The sequence below is a fragment of the Saccharothrix sp. DSM 118769 genome (assembly GCF_052936295.1).
On record NZ_CP193627.1, the window covers coordinates 9,557,554 to 9,574,902 of the forward strand.

Below are 17,349 nucleotides of genomic sequence, written 5' to 3' on the forward strand. Positions count from 1 at the left end.
TCGGCCACCAGCGGAGTCTAGATGCCCTCGTCGAGGCCACCCATCATCAGGGGTAGCCTGTCCGGCCCGCCCGCCTCGACGCGCACCGGCACGCCCCAGTCCTGGCGGGCCAGCTCGCACACCGGGTGCTCGACGGCGGGGTCGTCCGTGCAGCTCGCGGCCTGTGCGACGACGTGCAGCACGCCCTCGGTGAAGCCCTCCGCGACCACCAGCCGGCGCACCAGGTCGGTGCCCGTGCCCGCGCCCTCGGCGATCAGCCCCGGCGGGGAGCTGGTGACCTCCAGGCGGGTGGACGGGCCGAAGCGGTCGTCGAGCTTCTGGCCGGTCGGCGGGGTGAACACGACGGCCAGCTCGACCGGGCCGGGCGCGATCACCGACGGCGGGCGCTTGACCCGGTGGGCGTCGCCGCTGACCAGCCGCACGCCGGGCGCGACGGGCCGTTCGAGGCGGTGCGCGGCGGAGGCCACGACGACCAGCTCGCCGTCGACCAGGACCGCGTCGGACGGTTCGGCGACGTCGGTGGCCAGGGTGGACACCTCGCCGGTGGCGGGGTCGTAGCGGCGGATCGCGCCGTTGTAGGTGTCGGCGACGGCGACCGCGCCGTCCGGCAGCGCGGTCACGCCCAGCGGGTGCTGGAACAGCGCCTCGTCGGCCGGGCCGTCGCGGTGGCCGAAGTCGAACAGGCCCTTGCCGACGGCGGTGTGGACGGTGCGGTCGGCGTCGAGCCAGCGCAGCGCCGAGGTCTCCGAGTCGACCAGCCACAGCCGGTCGCCGGCGGCGGCCAGGCCGGAGGTCTGCGCGAAGAACGCCTCCTCGGCCGGGCCGTCGTGCAGGCCCTCCACGGTGGTGCCGGCCAGGCGCTCCACCCGGTTCTCCAAGGGCTTGAACAGGCCGAGGGTGTGGTTGCCCGCCATCGCGACGGCCACGCCGCCGGCCGGCTCCCACCAGGCGACGTCCCACGGGCTGGTGAGGTCGACCTCGCCGGCCGGGCCGTCGGTCGCGCCGTCGCGCCACTGCTCGCCGGTGCCCGCGACCGTGGTGACCTCGCCGGTGTCCAGGTTCAGGCCGCGCAGCAGGTGGTTGACCGTGTCGGCGACGACCGCGTGGTAGCCGACCTCGGCGGCGACGCGGTCGGGCAGCAGCGCGATGCCGGCGGGTTCGGAGAACGTGGGGCGCGTGCCGTCGGCGCGACCGCGCTCACCCGTGCCGACGCGGCGGACGACGGTCTCGCCGTCGGCCTCCAGCTCCACGAGGGAGTGGTGGGCCGAGTCGCTGACCAGCAGCGTGCCGCGCGGCGTGAGGACCGCCTTGGCGGGGAAGCGCAGCTCGGTCGCGGCGGGCGGCGGCGCGACGTACGGGCCGTCGCCGCGGTGCAGCGTGCCCTTGGCCGCGTGCTCGGCGACGACCTCGGACACGACCTGGCGCAGCGCGTCGAGGTGGCCCTCGCCGGCGGCGACGTGCACGACGTAGCCCTCGGGGTCGACCAGGACGAGCGTCGGCCACGCCTTGACCGCGTAGTTCTGCCAGGTGGTCAGCTCGGGGTCGTCCAGCACGGGGTGGTCGACCTGGTAGCGCTCGACGGCGGCTTCGAGGGACGCGGCCTCGGCCTCGTGCGCGAACTTGGGCGAGTGCACGCCGATGGTGACCAGGACGTCGTGGAACTCGGCTTCGAGGGGGCGCAGCTCGTCCAGCACGTGCAGGCAGTTGATGCAGCAGAAGGACCAGAAGTCGAGCAGCACGACCTTGCCGCGGAGGTCTTTGAGCGCGATGTCGCGCCCACCGGTGTTGAGCCAGCCCCGGCCGACGAGTTCGGGGGCGCGGACGCGGGCGCGGCGGCGTTGAGCGGTCGTCACGTCCCGATCCAACACCGCGGGACGGCGCACCTGTTCCGGCGTCCACGATGTGGGAGGTCAGTGCCCCCGGACCGAGCGGGGGCCGACGACGGTCGCGCCGAGGGCCTCCACGCGCCGCCTCAGGGCGCGGTCGGCGGTGGCGACGGTGACGGGGCGGCCGGCGCCCTCGTCGCGGACCACCTCGACGATCTTGTCGTCGCCGTCGGCGGTGGCGGGGACCACGCGGACGCCGGGGGTGGAGCCGACGTGCCTCGCCCGCCCCTCGACCACCAGGACGACCTCCAGCGGGCCGGGGTGGGAGGGCAGGCCCCGTTCGGCCACGGCCACCAGGTCGTCCCTAAGGCGGGTGGCGGCGGCGGCCCGGTCCTTCCACCAGCCGTCGGGGACGGAGCCGACGACGTTGGCCGCGTCCACGACCAGGAGCGGGAGCGTCATCGCGCCATGCTGCCGGCGAACGCGCGGGATGTTGTCGGACCCCGCCGGCACGATGGTGTCGTCCACGGGGGACGAGGCGAGGACGAGGGGGAAGAAGTGGTCATGGGGCGTGCCCGCAGGGCGAAGGACACCTGGAACGGTTCGGCGACGACCACGTAGCCGGACGTGGGAAACCCCGCGGTGCTGCCAGGTCGGGGGTCCGACAGCACCGCGGGGTCACCTGGGACATCGAGACACGATCGTGGACTGTTACACCCCCTAGAGGGTGTGACGCAGGTCACGTTGTGAATATGACGAAGCCCTGCCGCGCGGGAGGTGCGGCAGGGCTTCATTCTTTCCCCCCGGCCGGACGTGGACGACGGGGCGCGCGCCCGCGTGTCGTCGGGCGGTCGTCACTCGATCCGGCAGGTCCTGCGCCGCGTCAGCGGAGCGAGGTCACCTGGGCCTGCGCGATCGCCATCAGTTCGTGGCGCATCGCCGGGGTGGGTGCCATGTCGATCGCCCGGGCCACGGCCTTGCGGTTGCGAGCCTCGACACGACGAGCGCGGAGCTTCGCAGTGAAGTTCACGGGGTTCATCCCTCTCAACGTTCCTCGGTGGTGTGCCTCAAGTATGCCTCATCGGCACGCGCGATGCACCCGATTCAACGGTGAGGTGGCGCACACGCCGACGAATCTTCGGCAGCAACCGCGTAGCTCCCGACGATTCGCCTGGACGACACCTGTTGGACCGGACGGCACCACCGGCGGCGCGGCCCGCTCCCGCGCGGTGCCCGGTGACGGAGCCGCACGGGCGCGGAGCGTCATCGCCGGTAGCGTGGCCGTCGTGGCTGAGGTGGTGACGAAGGGCGTCGGCCGGGTCGAGCGGACCGCCGACCGGGCCGAGGTGCAGGTGAGCTTCGAGACGACCGGCTCGACGCGCGCCGAGGCGGTGGACCGGCTGACCGAGCGGGTCGGCGCGCTCGAACCCGCGTTCGCGCGACCGGGCGTCGAGGTGCGCTCGCGGCAGCTGGCCGTGCACGACAACTGGGACGGCACCCACCGCTCCGGCAGCCGGGCGAGCCAGAACTACGTGGTCCGGGTGGACGACGTGGCCGGGCTCGACGACCTGCTGGCCGCCGTGGTCGCGGCGGAGCCGACGTGGCTCGGCGGGCCGACCTGGCAGCTCAGGGACGACGTCGAGGCCGTCGCGGAGGCGCAGCGGGAGGCAGTGGCGGACGCGCGGCGGCGGGCCGAGGGCTACGCGCGGGCGCTGGGCGCCCGGCTGGGCCCGCTGCAACGGCTCGCCGACGGCGACGCCGAGGCGCAGTGGGCCGCCGAGTCGTCGCGCGCGATGACCGCCGGGTACGGCGGGTCGCCCGGCGTGCCGCCGCAGGTCGACCAGCTCGCGCTGGAGGCGCAGCGGATCACGGTGGCGGTCCGGTGCACCGCCACCTGGGCCCTGCTCGACTGACCCGACCTCTCCCGACCCGAACTCCCCGGCCCGGCCTCCCCCGACCCGAACTCCCCGGGCCGACCTCGTCGGACGGCGGTCGCTCAGCTGCTGGTGCGCGGCTGGACCAGCTCCACCACCACGGACCGGTTGCGCGCCGCCGCGCCCGGGATCAGGTCGCCCGCCGCGTCCACGTCGACGTCCAGCGGCGCGCCGAAGCCCGCGCCGACGACCTCGACGAACGCCGACCGGCTCACCCCGAGGTCGGTCAGCGCCGACATCACCCGCTGCGCCCGCCGCTGGGTGAGGCCGACCGCCTGCTCCGCCGACGCCGACGTGGCCGTGCGCACGACGACCCGCGCCGTGGTGCGCCCGTCGAACTTCTCCGCCACCTGCCGCAGCACGTCCTGCGCGCCGGGCGCCAGCTCGTCGCCGCCCGCCCGGAACACCATCGAGCTGGGCACGTGCACCAGGGCGTCCCGGTTCTCCACGTGCCCGATGTCCACGGTCGGCACCTCGGTGCGCGCGATCGGCCCGCCCGCGGGCCCCGGGTCCGGGTCGTGGGTGCAGCTCGCCGCGCCGAACTCGCGGCACACGCCCAGCCACAGCTCGACGAGCGCGTCCCGCGCGCCGGGCGGCAGCGGCTGCTGCGCGCCGGCCACCTGGCCGAGGCCGGAGAAGACGACGTCCTTGCCGGCGAGGTCCGGCAGGGCGTCGTCCGGCACGGCGGCGGCCGCGGCCGCCACGTCCAGGTCGAGGCCGAGGCGGGTCAGGTCGAGCGGGTCGGTGGTCTGCAACCCGCTGCTGTGCAGCACGAGCACGGCCGGACCGGGCGCGGCGGCCATGTCGGCGAGCACGGACAGCGGGTCGAGCCGCCCGGTGCCGCCGCCGATCTGCGCGAGCTGCCCGTCCAGCCGGGTCAGGCGGTCCTGGACCTCCGCGTCGTCGGCGGCCGAGAGGACCTCGTCGGAGTACGCGGTGCCCGCGTCCTCGCCCTCGCGGTAGACGACGACCCGCGTCTCGCCGCGCGTGAGCGCGGCCGACAGCCGGTCGACGACCGCGGGGGTGAGGCCGACCCGGGGCTCGTTGGCGGACGCGGTCACCCCGATGCGCACGGTGGTGGGGTCGCGGGAGTCCTCCCCGCAGGCAGCACAAGCCGCCACAAGCACGACTGCGGCGAAGAGCCGTGAGTGGTTCATGTCACGTGAAGCGGGAAAACGCTCCGTTCTGTTACCGCCGTCACCCTTTTGGGTTAACGGGAGGTGATCAGCGCTCCACGATCGCCGTAACGCCCTGCCCGCCCGCCGCGCAGATCGAGATCAGGCCGCGGCCCGACCCCCTCTCCGCGAGGAGCTTGGCGAGGGTCGCCACGATCCGCGCGCCGGTGGCCGCGAACGGGTGGCCGGCGGCCAGCGACGAGCCGTTGACGTTGAGCTTCGCCCGGTCGACCGATCCCAGCGGCGCGTCCCGGCCGAGCCTGCCCTTGCAGAAGTCCGCGTCCTCCCACGCCTTGAGCGTGGCCAGCACCTGCGAGGCGAACGCCTCGTGCACCTCGTAGAAGTCGAAGTCCTGGAGGGCGAGGCCGGCGCGGTCCAGCATCCGCGGCACGGCGTAGGCGGGCGCCATCAGCAGCCCCTCGCCGCCGTGCACGTAGTCGACCGCCGCCGTCTCGGTGAACGTCAGGTGGGCGAGCACCGGCAGCTTCCGGGCCGCCGCCCACTCCTCCGAGGCGAGCAGCACGGTGGACGCGCCGTCGGTGAGCGGCGTGGAGTTGCCCGCCGTCATCGTCGCGCCCTCGCCCCGGCCGAACACCGGCTTGAGCTTCGCGAGCTTCTCCACCGACGAGTCCGGCCGCAGGTTCTGGTCGCGGGTCAGGCCCTGGAACGGGGTGACCAGGTCGTCGAAGAACCCGCGGTCGTAGGCGGCGGCGAGCTTGTGGTGGCTCGCGGCGGCCAGGGCGTCCTGGTCCTCGCGGGCGATGCCCCACTCCTTCGCGGTGATCGCGGCGTGCTCGCCCATGGACAGGCCGGTGCGCGGCTCGCCGTTGCGCGGGACCGACGGCACGACGTGCTTGGGGCGCAGCTTCAGCGCGGCCCGCAGCCTCGCGCCGGCGGTCCGCGCCCGGTTGAGCTCCAGCAGCACGCCCCGCAGGTCCTCGTTCACGCCGATGGGCGCGTCGCTGGTGGTGTCCACGCCGCCCGCGACGCCGACCTCGATCTGGCCGAGCGCGATCTTGTTGGCCACCGCGATCACGGCCTGCAGGCCCGTGCCGCACGCCTGCTGGAGGTCGTAGGCGGGGGTCTCGGCGGACAGGCCGCTGCCCAGCACGGACTCGCGGACCAGGTTGAAGTCCCGGCTGTGCTTGAGCACCGCGCCCGCGACGACCTCGCCCAGCCGCTCGCCCTGGAGCGCGAACCGGCTGACCAGGCCGTCCAGCGCGGCGGTGAACATGTCTTGGTTCGACGCCGTGGCGTACGGGCCGTTCGAGCGCGCGAAGGGGATTCGGTTGCCGCCGAGGATGGCAACTCGGGCCATGTCGTCCTCCAGGGTGAGGGGCGTGTCCGCCCAGCCTAATCTACTGGTCAGTAGACTTACTAGCGAGTAGGGAGTGTGATGTGCCCATGGATCGGTATCAGTCGTTCGCCAACTCCGGTGTCGGGCGGTTCGTGGTGGGCAAGCTGGGCCTGCCCTCCCCCTACCCGCTGCGCAGGCACTCACCCACCCGGCCCCCGCTGGACGGCCCCGTGCTGCTCGGCGGCGGCGGGCGGCTCGTCGACGCGCTGGGCACGACGCTCACGTCGGCGGGGCTGGACCTCGCGCCGGAGCACGCACCCGGCAACGCCCAGGGCGGTCCCCGGTACGGGGCGCTGGTGTTCGACGCGACCGGGATCGGGACGGTCGAGGGGCTGCGCGGCCTGCACGACTTCTTCCACCCGGTGATCCGGTCGCTCGGCCCGTGCGGCCGGGTGGTCGTGCTGGGCACGCCGCCGGAGCTGACCGGGTCGACGGAGGAGCGGATCGCGCAGCGCGCGCTGGAGGGGTTCACCCGGTCCGTCGGCAAGGAGCTGAAGCGCGGGGCGACGGCGCAGCTCGTGCACGTGGCGCCGGGCGCCGAGGACGCGGTCGAGTCGACGCTGCGGTTCCTGCTGTCCGGGCGGTCGGCGTACGTGTCCGGCCAGGTCGTGCGGGTCGGCCCGGCCGACGTCGAGGTCCCCCGCGACTGGGACCGGCCGCTCGACGGCAAGGTCGCCCTGGTCACGGGCGCGTCCCGCGGCATCGGCGCGGCCATCGCCGAGGTGCTGGCCCGCGACGGCGCGCACGTCGTCTGCCTCGACGTGCCCGCGCAGGGCGAGGACCTGTCCCGCGTGGCGAACCGGGTGAAAGGTTCAACAATCCAACTGGACATCACGACGGCGGATGCGCCGAAGAGGATTGTTGAACAATTCACCCAGCGACATGGCGGTGTGGACGTCGTCGTGCACAACGCGGGCATCACCCGGGACAAGACGCTGGGGCGGATGGACGCGGCCCGCTGGGACGCGGTGGTCGCGGTGAACCTGGCGTCGCAGCAGCGGGTCAACGAGGCGCTGCTGGCGGACGGGGTCCTGCGGCCCAACGGGCGGATCGTCGGCGTGTCGTCCATCGCGGGCATCGCGGGCAACGTCGGCCAGACCAACTACGCCACCACCAAGGCGGGCGTGATCGGCATGGTCGACGCGCTGTCCGAGCGGCTCGCCGGGCGGGCCACCGTCAACGCGGTCGCGCCGGGTTTCATCGAGACCGCGATGACCGCCGCCGTGCCGCTGCTGATCCGCGAGGCGGGCCGGCGCATGAACAGCGCGTCCCAGGGCGGGCTGCCGGTGGACGTGGCCGAGACGATCGCCTGGTTCGCGCACCCCGCGTCGTCCGGCGTGAACGGCAACGTCGTGCGCGTGTGCGGGCAGAGCCTGCTGGGGGCGTGATGTCGAACCTGACCCTGCTCTACGCCAAGGCCGCGCTGACCGCGTTCACCCGGCGCGGCTCCGTGCTGCCGTCGACGTCGCTGGACGCCGAGGTGACCACCGACCCCGAGCACCTGGCCGCCTACAACGCGGTGTGCGGGTTCGGGGTGCGCGACGAGCTGCCGACCACCTACCCGCACGTGCTCGGCTTCCCCCTCCAGGTCCGGCTGATGACCGCGCGCGACTTCCCGTTCCCGCTGCCGGGGCTGGTGCACGTGGCGAACCGGATCACGCGGACCCGGCCGCTCCTGGCCGCCGAACCGCTGTCGCTGCACGTGAAGCTGGCGAACCTGCGACCGCACGAGCGGGGGCGGCAGTTCGACGTGGTGACGACGGTGTCGGTGGACGGCGAGGAGATGTGGGTCGATGTGTCGACATATCTCCGGCGCGAGGCCGGCGGCGGCGGCGGTGGCGACGGCACTGGCACCGACAGCGGCGGTCGCGAGGCCGGCGGCGATGGCAGTACCGGCGGGGTCGGTGGCGCGATGTCGGGGGCGGGCGAGCGCGCCTCGGCTCCCGCACCGACCGCGGTGTGGCGGCTGCCCGGCGACCTGGGGCGGCGGTACGCGGCGGCGTCCGGCGACCGCAACCCGATCCACCTGCACGCGCTGACCGCGAAGGCGTTCGGCTTCCCCCGGGCCATCGCGCACGGCATGTGGTCGAAGGCGCGGGCCGTGGCGTCGTTCGAGGGGCGGTTGCCGGGCGCGTACGAGGTCGACGTGCGGTTCAAGGCGCCGATCCCGCTGCCCGGCGAGGTCGGCTTCTCGGCCGCGCCGACCGGTGACGGCTGGCGGTTCGCCGTGTGGTCGGACCGGCCGCACCTGGAGGGCGTGATCACCGCCTGACACCACGCCCGGCAGCGGGGTGAGCACCGCCACGGTGTTCACGCTCTCATTTACCTTGTGCACAAGTTACTTGGGAGCTAGCTTTCCTGGTGTCGGCCGCGTTGACCGGCCAGAACCAGAAGGAGCCCGACATGACCGTCCTGGAGCCCGCCGCCGCGGAGTTCGCCGCCGCGACCGCCACCCCGCCGTACCTGTTCGACCTGGGCCCGGTCGAGGGCCGCAAGACCGTCGACGCCGTGCAGTCCGGCGAGGTGTTCAAGCCCGAGGTCGACGAGGAGACCGTGAACGTCGGCGAGGTGCCGGTGCGGATCGTCCGCCCGGTCGGCGCGACCGGCCCGCTGCCCGTCGTGCTCTACGTGCACGGCGCCGGCTGGGTGTTCGGCAACGCCCACACCCACGACCGCCTGGTCCGCGAGCTGGCCGTCGGCACCGGCGCGGCCGTCGTGTTCCCCGACTACAGCCTCTCGCCCGAGGCCAAGTACCCCACCGCGGTCGAGGAGAACTACGCCGTCGCGCGCTGGGTCGTCACCGAGGGCGCCGCGAAGGGCCTGGACGGCTCGCGGCTCGCCGTCGCGGGCGACTCGGTCGGCGGGAACATGGCGATCGCCCTCACGCTGCTCGCCAAGGAGCGCGGCGACGTCGCGTTCGCCCAGCAGGTCCTCTTCTACCCGGTGACCGACGCGGCGTTCGACACCGCGTCGTACCACGAGTTCGCCGAGGGCTACTTCCTGCGCCGCGACGCCATGCAGTGGTTCTGGGACCAGTACACGACCGACGAGGGCGAGCGCGCGCAGGTCACCGCCTCGCCGCTGCGCGCGTCCGTCGACCAGCTGCGCGACCTGCCGCCCGCGCTCGTGATCACCGCCGAGGCCGACGTGCTGCGCGACGAGGGCGAGGCGTACGCGAACAAGCTGCGCGAGGCCGGCGTCCCGGTGACCGCCGTCCGCTACCAGGGCGTGATCCACGACTTCGTCATGCTCAACGCCCTGCGCGGCACCCACGCCGCCGAAGCCGCCATCACCCAGGCGATCGGCGTGCTGAAGAACGCCCTGGCCTAGTCGGCCCGCTCGGCTGGTCGGCCCGCTCGGCCGCTCGGCCTGCTCGGCTGGTCGGTCTGCTCGGCTAGTCGGCCTGCTCGGCGCGCCTCGACGGCGGGTGCCACACGTCGCCCGCCACGAGGTCGCCGAACCCCATCCAGACGAGGTTCATCAGCCGGGCGGCGACGACGCCGGCCGGCTCGGCCGGGTTGTCGAGCCACCAGTCGGCCAGCGACTCGCCCGCCCCCACCAGTGCCGCGGCCAGCGACTCGGCCTCCTTGTCGCCGGCGCGCGGCACGTCGGAGAAGTCCGACGAGTGCACGAGCAGCGCCGCCACCAGGCTGATCGCCCGTCCGCGCATGTCGGCCAGCTCCGCGGCGAACGGCCCGCCCTGCGACGACGCCTGCCGGTGCAGCACCTGCCAGCTCGCGCGGTTCTCGCCGACGAACCCGAAGAACGCCCGGAGCCCGCTCCACAGCTGGACGTCCGGTGGCTCGCCGGCCTCGACGCCGGTCGCGATGGCCTCCATCATCCGGGTCGCCTCGCGGCGGATGCAGGTGGCGAACAGCTCTTCCTTCGACCCCAGGTACGCGTACAGCATGGGTTTCGAGATGCCCGCGACGTCGGAGATCTCGTCCATCGACGCGGCGTGGAACCCCAGCCGCGAGAAGACGTCCACCGCGGCGTCCATGATCTGCCGTTCGCGCACCGCGCGCGGCAGTCTCTTCGCCCGACCGGTGCGGACCGGTTGCTCTGCGTGCATCGCACCCCCTGGATTGCTGGAGCAAGATTACTCCGAGGGCCTTGCCCCCTTACCTACTCGCCAGTAGATTTACCGCCGAGTAGGTAGCGGAGGTGCCACCATGACCATCGACCTCACCACCGAGGCGATCGCGAAGCTCAGCCCCGGCGAGCTGATCTCAACGCTCAAGCGGGTCGACCCGGCCGACCCCGCGCTGGCGGGCGTCGACATCGACGTCATCGCCCGGGGCATCGACCCCAGGAAGCTCGGCGAGGACGAGTTCGCCGACCTGCTCGGCGCGCTCGGCGACCTCGCCGACGGCGGCGCCGACCTCGACCTCGCGAAGATGGACGCGCAGAACTTCGCGCGCATCGTCTCGCGCGCGTCCAAGGGCCAGATCGAGGCCGTGACGTCCCGGCCCGGCCTGCGCGAACGCGTGCTCGACGAGGTGTTCCGGCGGATGGAGGTCCACTTCCGCGGCGACCGCGCCGGCGCGACCCGCGCCGTGGTGCACTTCCACCTCACCGGCGGCTTCACCGACTCCGGCGAGGACGTGTACGAGGCGATCGTCGAGAACGCCGCGTGCGTGATCAACAAGGACGAGACCCGTGACCCCCGTGCCACTGTGGCGTTGGGACCGGTGGAGTTCCTGAAGTTGGCGACCGGGAACGCGTCGGCGCCGGTGCTGTTCATGACCGGGAAGCTCAAGGTCAAGGGCGACCTGGGGTTCGCCGCCGGGTTCATGAGCCTGTTCGACATTCCGAAGGCGTGAGGGGACCATGGGTGGTTTTTCGCTGGAGCTGAACGAGGACCAGGTCGACCTGCGGGAGTGGGTCCACGGCTTCGCGAAGGACGTGATCAGGCCGGCGGCGTCCGAGTGGGACGAGCGCGAGGAGACGCCGTGGCCGGTGATCCAGGAGGCGGCGAAGATCGGCCTGTACGGGTTCGAGTCGCTGGCCACGTGGTTCGCCGACCCGATCGGGCTGTCGCTGCCGATCGCGACCGAGGAGCTGTTCTGGGGTGACGCGGGCATCGCGCTGGCCCTGATGGGCACCGGGCTGGCGGCGGCGGGCATCTTCGCCTCCGGCGAGCCCGAGCAGCTGGCCGAGTGGGTGCCCGAGTGCTTCGGCACCGAGGACGACCCGAAGCTGGCCGCGTTCTGCGCCTCCGAGCCGCAGGCCGGATCGGACGTCGCCGGGTACCGGACGCGCGCGGTGTACGACGAGGCCACCGACGAGTGGGTCATCAACGGCCAGAAGGCGTGGGCGACCAACGGCGGCATCGCGAACGTCCACGTGGTGACCGCGGTGGTCGACCCGTCCCTCGGGGCGCGCGGTCAGGCGGGCTTCGTCGTGCCCCCGGGCACCGCCGGCCTGTCGTCACCGGGCAAGATCAAGAAGCACGGGATGCGGGCGTCCCACACGGCCGACGTGTTCTTCGACGACGTGCGCGTGCCGGGCCGGTGCCTGCTGGGCGGCAAGGAGCGGCTGGAGAAGCGGCTGGCGCGGGCGCGCGAGGGCCAGAAGGCCGGCGGCCAGGCGGCGATGGCGACGTTCGAGACGACCCGGCCGACCGTGGGCGCGATGGCGGTCGGCGTGGCGCGGGCGGCGTACGAGTACTCGCTGGAGTACGCGAAGGACCGCGAGGCGTTCGGGCGCAAGATCATCGAGAACCAGTCGATCGCGTTCGACCTGGCGAACATGAAGATGGAGATCGACGCGGCCCGCATGCTCGTGTGGCGGGCGGCGTGGATGGGCCGCAACAACGTCCCGTTCACGGCGGGCGAGGGGTCGATGTCGAAGCTCAAGGCGGGCGAGGTGTCCGTGTGGGCGACGGAACGCGCGATCCACATCCTCGGCGGGGCCGGGTACACGCGCGAGCACCCCGTGGAGCGCATGCACCGGGACGCGAAGATCTTCACCATCTTCGAGGGGACCAGCGAAATCCAGCGTTTGGTGGTGGCCAGGGCGATTTCGGGCATGCACATCAAGTGAGCCGACCTCCCGGGCGGCGGTTTCGCCCGGACGTGGGTGTCGAGGACCTCGGCTCGGCCGAGGTCCTCGACACCCGGCATTGCTAACGGCTCGCTTCGGCCAGCCAGGCACGTTCCGCGGTGGTGTCCGGCACGGGCGGCCAGCCGTTGATCGTCGCGATCAACGCCCAGTAGCGCTCCGCCCTCGGGTCGCCGAACTCCTCCAGCTGCCGGGCCAGTTCGGGGCCGACCGGCACGCCGGTCACCTCCGCCCACCTCTCGTTGACGCGGGCCACGACCGCCGCCGCTTCCGGTGACGTGGGGGCGATCCCCTTGTCCAGCGCCTCGCGGACCTGGGCCACGCCGTACTGGAACGCCTCCATCTGCTTCGAGTCGACCGTGCCGGACAGGTCGGCGCCCTCGGCCTTCATCTCCTGGTGGCGTTCCGACATGCGCCTGATCGACGCCCGGAAGCCCGGGTCGCGCACCAGGTTCACCAGCTCGACCCACGCCTCCAGCTGCTCGGTCGTCGGGTCGTCGGGCAGCTCGACCCGGACGGACCGCATGCCCCGCACGAAGCCCGGGTCCATGTCCAGCCCGCCGAAGACCTCGTCGAAGAAGTCGTCCAGGATCGCCTGCCGCTCCTCCTCGGACAGCCTGGCCAGTTCGTGCACCATCTCCACCTCCCCGTTCCTCGCCACGACGCGCAGCACGGCCCGGCGCAGCCGGAGCACGCGCACCTGCGCGTCGATGGCGTCCGCGTGCGTCCGGGCCACCTCGGCCACGGACACCTCGCTCGCCAGCACCCGCTGCGCGGTGGGCAGGTCGACGCCCAGGTCGCGCAGTGTGCGGACGAGCCGGAGACGCGCCAGACCGTCGACGTCGTAGGTGCGGAACCCGCCGACCGTCCGCCCCGCGACGGGGACGATGCCGGAGTCGGAGTAGAACCGGATCGTCCGCGTGGACAGCCCGGTGATCCGCGCCAGGTCGCCGATCGAGTAGTAGTGCGTCACGGGGACCACCTTGGAATCTCCAGTGGGTGGAAGTTCAACCCGATTAACGCACGGGCGGTGGCGGGGCACCGGGAAAGGCGAACGCCGGGAGCCGTCGAGGGCTCCCGGCGTTCGCGGAGGGGTCGGGCTAGTAGGTCATCGCCACGCCGGGGTCGGCGAGCAGCGCGCCCACGTCGGCCAGGAACTGCGAGCCCTGCTGGCCGTCGACCACTCGGTGGTCGAAGGACAGGGCCAGCTGGCAGACCTTGCGCGGCACGACCTGGCCGTCCACCACCCACGGCATGTCGCGGATCGCGCCCAGGGCCAGGATGGCGACCTCGCCCGGGTTGATGATCGGCGTGCCGGTGTCGACGCCGAAGACGCCGACGTTGGTGATGGTGAACGTGCCGCCCATCATGTCGGCCGGCGTCGTCCTGCCGTCGCGGGCCGTGGTGGCGAGGGCGTCCAGGGCTACCGCCAGCTCCTTCAGCGACATGCCGTCGGCGTCGCGGACCTTGGGCACCACCAGGCCACGGGGGGTGGCGGCGGCGATGCCCAGGTGGACGTAGTCCTTGTAGACGATCTCCTGCGCCGCCTCGTCCCACGTCGCGTTGACGTCGGGCGTGCGGCGGGCCGCCAGCAGCACGGCCTTCGCGGCGAACGCGAGGGGCGTGAGCTTGACGTCCCGGAACTCCGGGTGCGACTTCAGGCGCGCCCGCAGCTCCATCATCGGCGTCACGTCGACCGTCAGGAACTCGGTGACGTGCGGGGCCGTGAAGGCGCTGTCCACCATCGCCTGGGCGGTGGCCTTGCGGACGCCCTTGATCGGCACGCGCCGTTCGCGGGCACCGGGGACGGCAGCGGCGACCGGGGCGGCGGCGGACGAGGACGGGGACGGGGCGGCGGCCCGTTCGACGTCCTCGCGGGTGATGACGCCGCCGGGGCCCGAACCGGGGACCGCGTAGAGGTCCACGCCCAGGTCCTTGGCCAGCTTCCGCACCGGCGGCTTCGCCAGCGGCACGTAGCCGCCCCGGGGGGCGACCGCCGGGGCGGGAGCCGGAGCCGGAGCGGGTACCGGGGTCGGGACGACCGCCGGGGCGACCGGCGGGGCGGGCGCGGCCTGGACGGCGGCGGGCGCGGGGGCCGCCGGGGCGACGGGCGCGGCGGGGGCGTCCTTGCGGACGCGGCGCTTGGCCGCGCCCGACTTCGGGCCGTACCCCACCAGGGTGGCGATCCGCCCGCCCGGCATCTCCTCGCCGATCTTGCCGTTGGTGGCGGGTGCGGCGGGCGGGGCCGCGGCGCCGGACGGGTCGAGGTCGATGGTGATGATCGGCGAGCCGACCTCCACCGTCTGGCCGACCTCGGCCAGCACCTCGGTGACCACGCCGTCCCACGGGCACGGCAGCTCGACGGCCGCCTTGGCGGTCTCGATCTCGCAGATGACCTGGTTGACCTTGACCGCGTCACCTGGCTTGACGTGCCAGGTGAGGATCTCGGCCTCGGTCAGCCCCTCGGCCGTGTCGGGCAGGGGGAACTGCTTGAACTGCGGCACAGCTCTCCCCCTACCAGGCCAGCGAGCGGTCGACGGCGTGGAGCACGCGGTCGAGGTCGGGGAGGAACTCCTCCTCCAACTTCGACGGCGGGTACGGGGTGTCGAACCCGGTCACCCGCAGCACGGGCGCCTGGAGCGAGTAGAAGCACTCCTGCTGCACCTTGGCCGCGATCTCCGACGAGATGGACGACTCGGACGGCGCCTCGTTGACCACGACCAGCCGGCCGGTGCGGCGCACCGACTCGTACACGGGCGCGAGGTCGAGCGGGGACAGCGTGCGGAGGTCGATGACCTCCAGCGACCTGCCCTCCTCCTCGGCTGCCGCGGCGGCGTCGAGCGAGGTGCGCACCATCGGGCCGTACGTCACGAGCGTGGCGTCGGTGCCGGTCCGCAGCACCCGGGACTCGAACAGCGGTCCGGGGGCGGCGGTGGTGTCGACCTCGCCCTTCTCGTAGTAGCGGCGCTTGGGCTCGAAGAACAGCACCGGGTCGTCGCAGTCGACGGCCTGCTGGATCATCCAGTAGGCGTCGGCCGGGTTGGAGCAGGAGACGACCTTGAGGCCCGCGGTGTGCGCGAAGTACGACTCGGGGGACTCGGAGTGGTGCTCGACCGCGCCGATGCCGCCGCCGAACGGCACCCGGATGACGATGGGCAGCTTGATGCGGCCCTGGGTGCGGTAGTGCAGCTTGGCGACCTGCGACACGATCTGGTCGAAGCCGGGGAAGATGAAGCCGTCGAACTGGATCTCGCACACCGGGCGGTAGCCGCGGATCGCGAGGCCGACGGCGGTGCCGATGATGCCCGACTCGGCGAGCGGGGTGTCGAGCACGCGCTGCTCGCCGAAGTCCTTCTGGAGGCCGTCGGTGATGCGGAAGACGCCGCCGAGCTTGCCGACGTCCTCACCCATCACGATGACCTTGGGGTTGGCCTCCATCGACGCGCGCAGGCCGTTGTTCAGGGCCTTCGCGATGGTCGTCGTCTGCACCGCGGCGGGCGCGGCGGACGCGGTGGCCGCGGTGCGGTCCATGGTCGGAGCGGCCATCAGTGCTCACCTCCGGCGAACCCGGCGTGGTAGGCCAGGAACTCGTCGCGTTGCGCCTCCAGGACGGGGTTGCCCTCGGCGTAGACCTCGCTGAAGATCCGCTCGGCCGGCGGGTCGGGCAGGGCGACGCAGTAGTCGCGCAGCTCGACCGCGATCTCCTCGGCCTCGGCCTCGATCGACTCGAAGAACGCCTGGTCGGCCCACTGCTGCTTGACCAGGTGCACCTTGACGCGCTCGATCGGGTCCTTGAGCTTCCACAGCTCCAGCTCGTCGGAGAGCCGGTAGCGGGACGGGTCGTCGGACGTGGTGTGCGCGTCCATCCGGTAGGTGAACGCCTCGATCAGGATGGGGCCGTTGCCCTGGCGGCACTCCTCCAGCGCCCAGCGGGTGACCGCGAGCGTGGCGAGGACGTCGTTGCCGTCGACGCGGATGCCGGGGAAGCCGTAGCCGCGGGCCCGCTGGTAGAGCGGGAGGCGCGACTGGCGCTCGGTCGGCTCGGAGATGGCCCACTGGTTGTTCTGGCAGAAGAACACGAGCGGCGCGTCGTAGACCGCGGCCCACACGAAGCCCTCGTGCACGTCGCCCTGGCTGGTGGCGCCGTCGCCGAAGAAGCAGATGGTGGCCTCGCCGTCGGCGTCGCCGACCTTGCCGTCGAACTTCTGGCCCATGGCGTAGCCGGCGGCGTTGAGGACCTGGTTGCCGATCACGATGGTGTAGGGGTGGAACCGGTGCTCGACCGGGTCCCACGTGCCCATGTCGGTGCCCCGGAAGATGCCCAGCAGGTCGGTCGGCTTGATGCCGCGCGTCCAGGCGATGCCGTGCTCGCGGTAGCTGGGGAACGCCATGTCGGTGGGGCGCAGCGCGCGGCCGGCACCGATCTGCGCGGCCTCCTGGCCGAGCAGCGGGACCCAGATGCCGAGCTGGCCCTTGCGCTGGAGGGCGTTGGCCTCGCGGTCGACGCGGCGGACCAGGACCATGTCGCGGTACAGGCCGCGCAGCTCCTCGCCGGTGATGTCGATGTCGAAGTCCGGGTGCGTGACGCGCTCGCCCTCGGGGGTGAGCAGCTGCACCAGGTCGGCGCCGCCTTCGTCTGTCGCTCGCAAGCCGGCGATCACCTGTTCCGCGGTCGGTGCCGCACCGGTGGCCGGAGCTGCGTCCGGCCCTGGGTGCGTCCATTCTTCGGGGGACGACATGCGCCTTGTCTCCTCGTCTACGAGGCCGCCCGGTCGCTTGTGACGACACTGCGCGGCTGCACCGCCAGTCGCCGTCGCCCCCTGGGTGTCGGGGGTCGGGCAACCGTCGGCGCTGACGGTGTTCTCATCCACATCCTGACATGGCCTCACCCGGGATGGTGAGCCCCGTCCCAGTTCGTGACTCAGAGCGCAGCCCCCTCACCTGCGGTAACGGTTGGACGGCCAATCTTCGGCAGTCCGACCACAGCGTCCGGA

At 72.9% G+C, this 17,349-nt stretch carries 16 protein-coding genes; 6 read left to right on the forward strand and 10 right to left on the reverse strand.

The genetic code is table 11. The annotated features are described in order from the left end of the window. Nucleotides 1-17 precede the first annotated feature (17 nt). The 3 genes from ACRAKJ_RS41205 to ACRAKJ_RS41215 form a co-directional block, all read right to left on the reverse strand. Entirely contained in the window at nucleotides 18-1,853 is a 1,836-nt protein-coding gene (locus ACRAKJ_RS41205) for a thioredoxin-like domain-containing protein (protein ID WP_438920226.1), read from the reverse strand. A 57-nt stretch (nucleotides 1,854-1,910) separates the two neighbouring features. Then, on the reverse strand, nucleotides 1,911-2,288 hold the full coding sequence (locus ACRAKJ_RS41210) for an NTP pyrophosphohydrolase (protein ID WP_438920227.1): 378 nt from the start codon (nucleotides 2,286-2,288) through the stop codon (nucleotides 1,911-1,913). A gap of 421 nt (nucleotides 2,289-2,709) precedes the next feature. Further along, nucleotides 2,710-2,856, reverse strand: coding sequence for a hypothetical protein (locus ACRAKJ_RS41215; RefSeq protein ID WP_233816239.1), 147 nt, complete (start codon nucleotides 2,854-2,856; stop codon nucleotides 2,710-2,712). Nucleotides 2,857-3,112: 256 nt separating this feature from the next. On the opposite strand from ACRAKJ_RS41215, the gene ACRAKJ_RS41220 reads away from it, so the two are divergent. After that, on the forward strand, nucleotides 3,113-3,739 hold the full coding sequence (locus ACRAKJ_RS41220) for an SIMPL domain-containing protein (RefSeq protein WP_438920228.1): 627 nt from the start codon (nucleotides 3,113-3,115) through the stop codon (nucleotides 3,737-3,739). 83 nt (nucleotides 3,740-3,822) lie between these two features. On the opposite strand, the gene ACRAKJ_RS41225 is transcribed toward ACRAKJ_RS41220, so the two are convergent. Together ACRAKJ_RS41225 and ACRAKJ_RS41230 are read right to left on the reverse strand one after the other, a co-directional pair. Then, nucleotides 3,823-4,833 (reverse strand): OmpA family protein, encoded by a 1,011-nt coding sequence (locus ACRAKJ_RS41225; RefSeq protein ID WP_447008834.1) that lies wholly within the window; start codon nucleotides 4,831-4,833, stop codon nucleotides 3,823-3,825. 151 nt (nucleotides 4,834-4,984) lie between these two features. After that, nucleotides 4,985-6,253: an acetyl-CoA C-acetyltransferase gene (locus ACRAKJ_RS41230; RefSeq protein WP_438926766.1), complete on the reverse strand. Its 1,269-nt coding sequence runs from the start codon at nucleotides 6,251-6,253 to the stop codon at nucleotides 4,985-4,987. Nucleotides 6,254-6,339: 86 nt separating this feature from the next. Between ACRAKJ_RS41230 and ACRAKJ_RS41235 the strand changes: the two genes are divergently transcribed. From ACRAKJ_RS41235 to ACRAKJ_RS41245, 3 genes are all read left to right on the forward strand, one after another. Further along, a complete protein-coding gene (locus ACRAKJ_RS41235) occupies nucleotides 6,340-7,680 on the forward strand; it encodes a 3-oxoacyl-ACP reductase (protein WP_438926767.1) in 1,341 nt (446 codons plus the stop codon). Further along, complete coding sequence (locus tag ACRAKJ_RS41240; RefSeq protein ID WP_438926768.1) at nucleotides 7,680-8,564, forward strand: MaoC family dehydratase; 885 nt, start codon at nucleotides 7,680-7,682, stop codon at nucleotides 8,562-8,564. Before ACRAKJ_RS41235 ends, ACRAKJ_RS41240 begins: the two co-directional genes overlap by 1 nt. 131 nt (nucleotides 8,565-8,695) lie before the next feature. Continuing rightward, on the forward strand, nucleotides 8,696-9,622 hold the full coding sequence (locus tag ACRAKJ_RS41245; protein ID WP_438926769.1) for an alpha/beta hydrolase fold domain-containing protein: 927 nt from the start codon (nucleotides 8,696-8,698) through the stop codon (nucleotides 9,620-9,622). Between the two features lie 64 nt (nucleotides 9,623-9,686). Here the strand turns inward: ACRAKJ_RS41245 and ACRAKJ_RS41250 are convergent, their stop codons facing one another. Continuing rightward, a complete protein-coding gene (locus ACRAKJ_RS41250; RefSeq protein WP_438926770.1) occupies nucleotides 9,687-10,364 on the reverse strand; it encodes a TetR family transcriptional regulator in 678 nt (225 codons plus the stop codon). A 100-nt stretch (nucleotides 10,365-10,464) separates the two neighbouring features. Here ACRAKJ_RS41250 and ACRAKJ_RS41255 point away from each other — a divergent pair, with 100 nt between their 5' ends. Both ACRAKJ_RS41255 and ACRAKJ_RS41260 read left to right on the forward strand, forming a co-directional pair. After that, nucleotides 10,465-11,115, forward strand: coding sequence for an SCP2 sterol-binding domain-containing protein (locus ACRAKJ_RS41255; RefSeq protein WP_438926771.1), 651 nt, complete (start codon nucleotides 10,465-10,467; stop codon nucleotides 11,113-11,115). Between the two features lie 7 nt (nucleotides 11,116-11,122). Then, complete coding sequence (locus ACRAKJ_RS41260; RefSeq protein WP_438926772.1) at nucleotides 11,123-12,337, forward strand: acyl-CoA dehydrogenase family protein; 1,215 nt, start codon at nucleotides 11,123-11,125, stop codon at nucleotides 12,335-12,337. A gap of 82 nt (nucleotides 12,338-12,419) precedes the next feature. On the opposite strand, the gene ACRAKJ_RS41265 is transcribed toward ACRAKJ_RS41260, so the two are convergent. The 4 genes from ACRAKJ_RS41265 to pdhA all read right to left on the reverse strand — a co-directional run bounded on the left by ACRAKJ_RS41265 (nucleotide 12,420) and on the right by pdhA (nucleotide 17,094). After that, nucleotides 12,420-13,328: a MerR family transcriptional regulator gene (locus ACRAKJ_RS41265; protein WP_447008835.1), complete on the reverse strand. Its 909-nt coding sequence runs from the start codon at nucleotides 13,326-13,328 to the stop codon at nucleotides 12,420-12,422. A gap of 127 nt (nucleotides 13,329-13,455) precedes the next feature. Next, the gene (locus ACRAKJ_RS41270; RefSeq protein WP_438926357.1) at nucleotides 13,456-14,859 is read right to left on the reverse strand and encodes a 2-oxo acid dehydrogenase subunit E2; all 1,404 of its coding nucleotides are present in this window, start codon (nucleotides 14,857-14,859) and stop codon (nucleotides 13,456-13,458) included. A gap of 10 nt (nucleotides 14,860-14,869) precedes the next feature. Next, on the reverse strand, nucleotides 14,870-15,901 hold the full coding sequence (locus tag ACRAKJ_RS41275) for a transketolase C-terminal domain-containing protein (RefSeq protein WP_438926358.1): 1,032 nt from the start codon (nucleotides 15,899-15,901) through the stop codon (nucleotides 14,870-14,872). Beyond that, the gene (gene pdhA / locus ACRAKJ_RS41280) at nucleotides 15,901-17,094 is read right to left on the reverse strand and encodes a pyruvate dehydrogenase (acetyl-transferring) E1 component subunit alpha (protein ID WP_438926359.1); all 1,194 of its coding nucleotides are present in this window, start codon (nucleotides 17,092-17,094) and stop codon (nucleotides 15,901-15,903) included. Before pdhA ends, ACRAKJ_RS41275 begins: the two co-directional genes overlap by 1 nt. Nucleotides 17,095-17,349 lie beyond the last annotated feature (255 nt).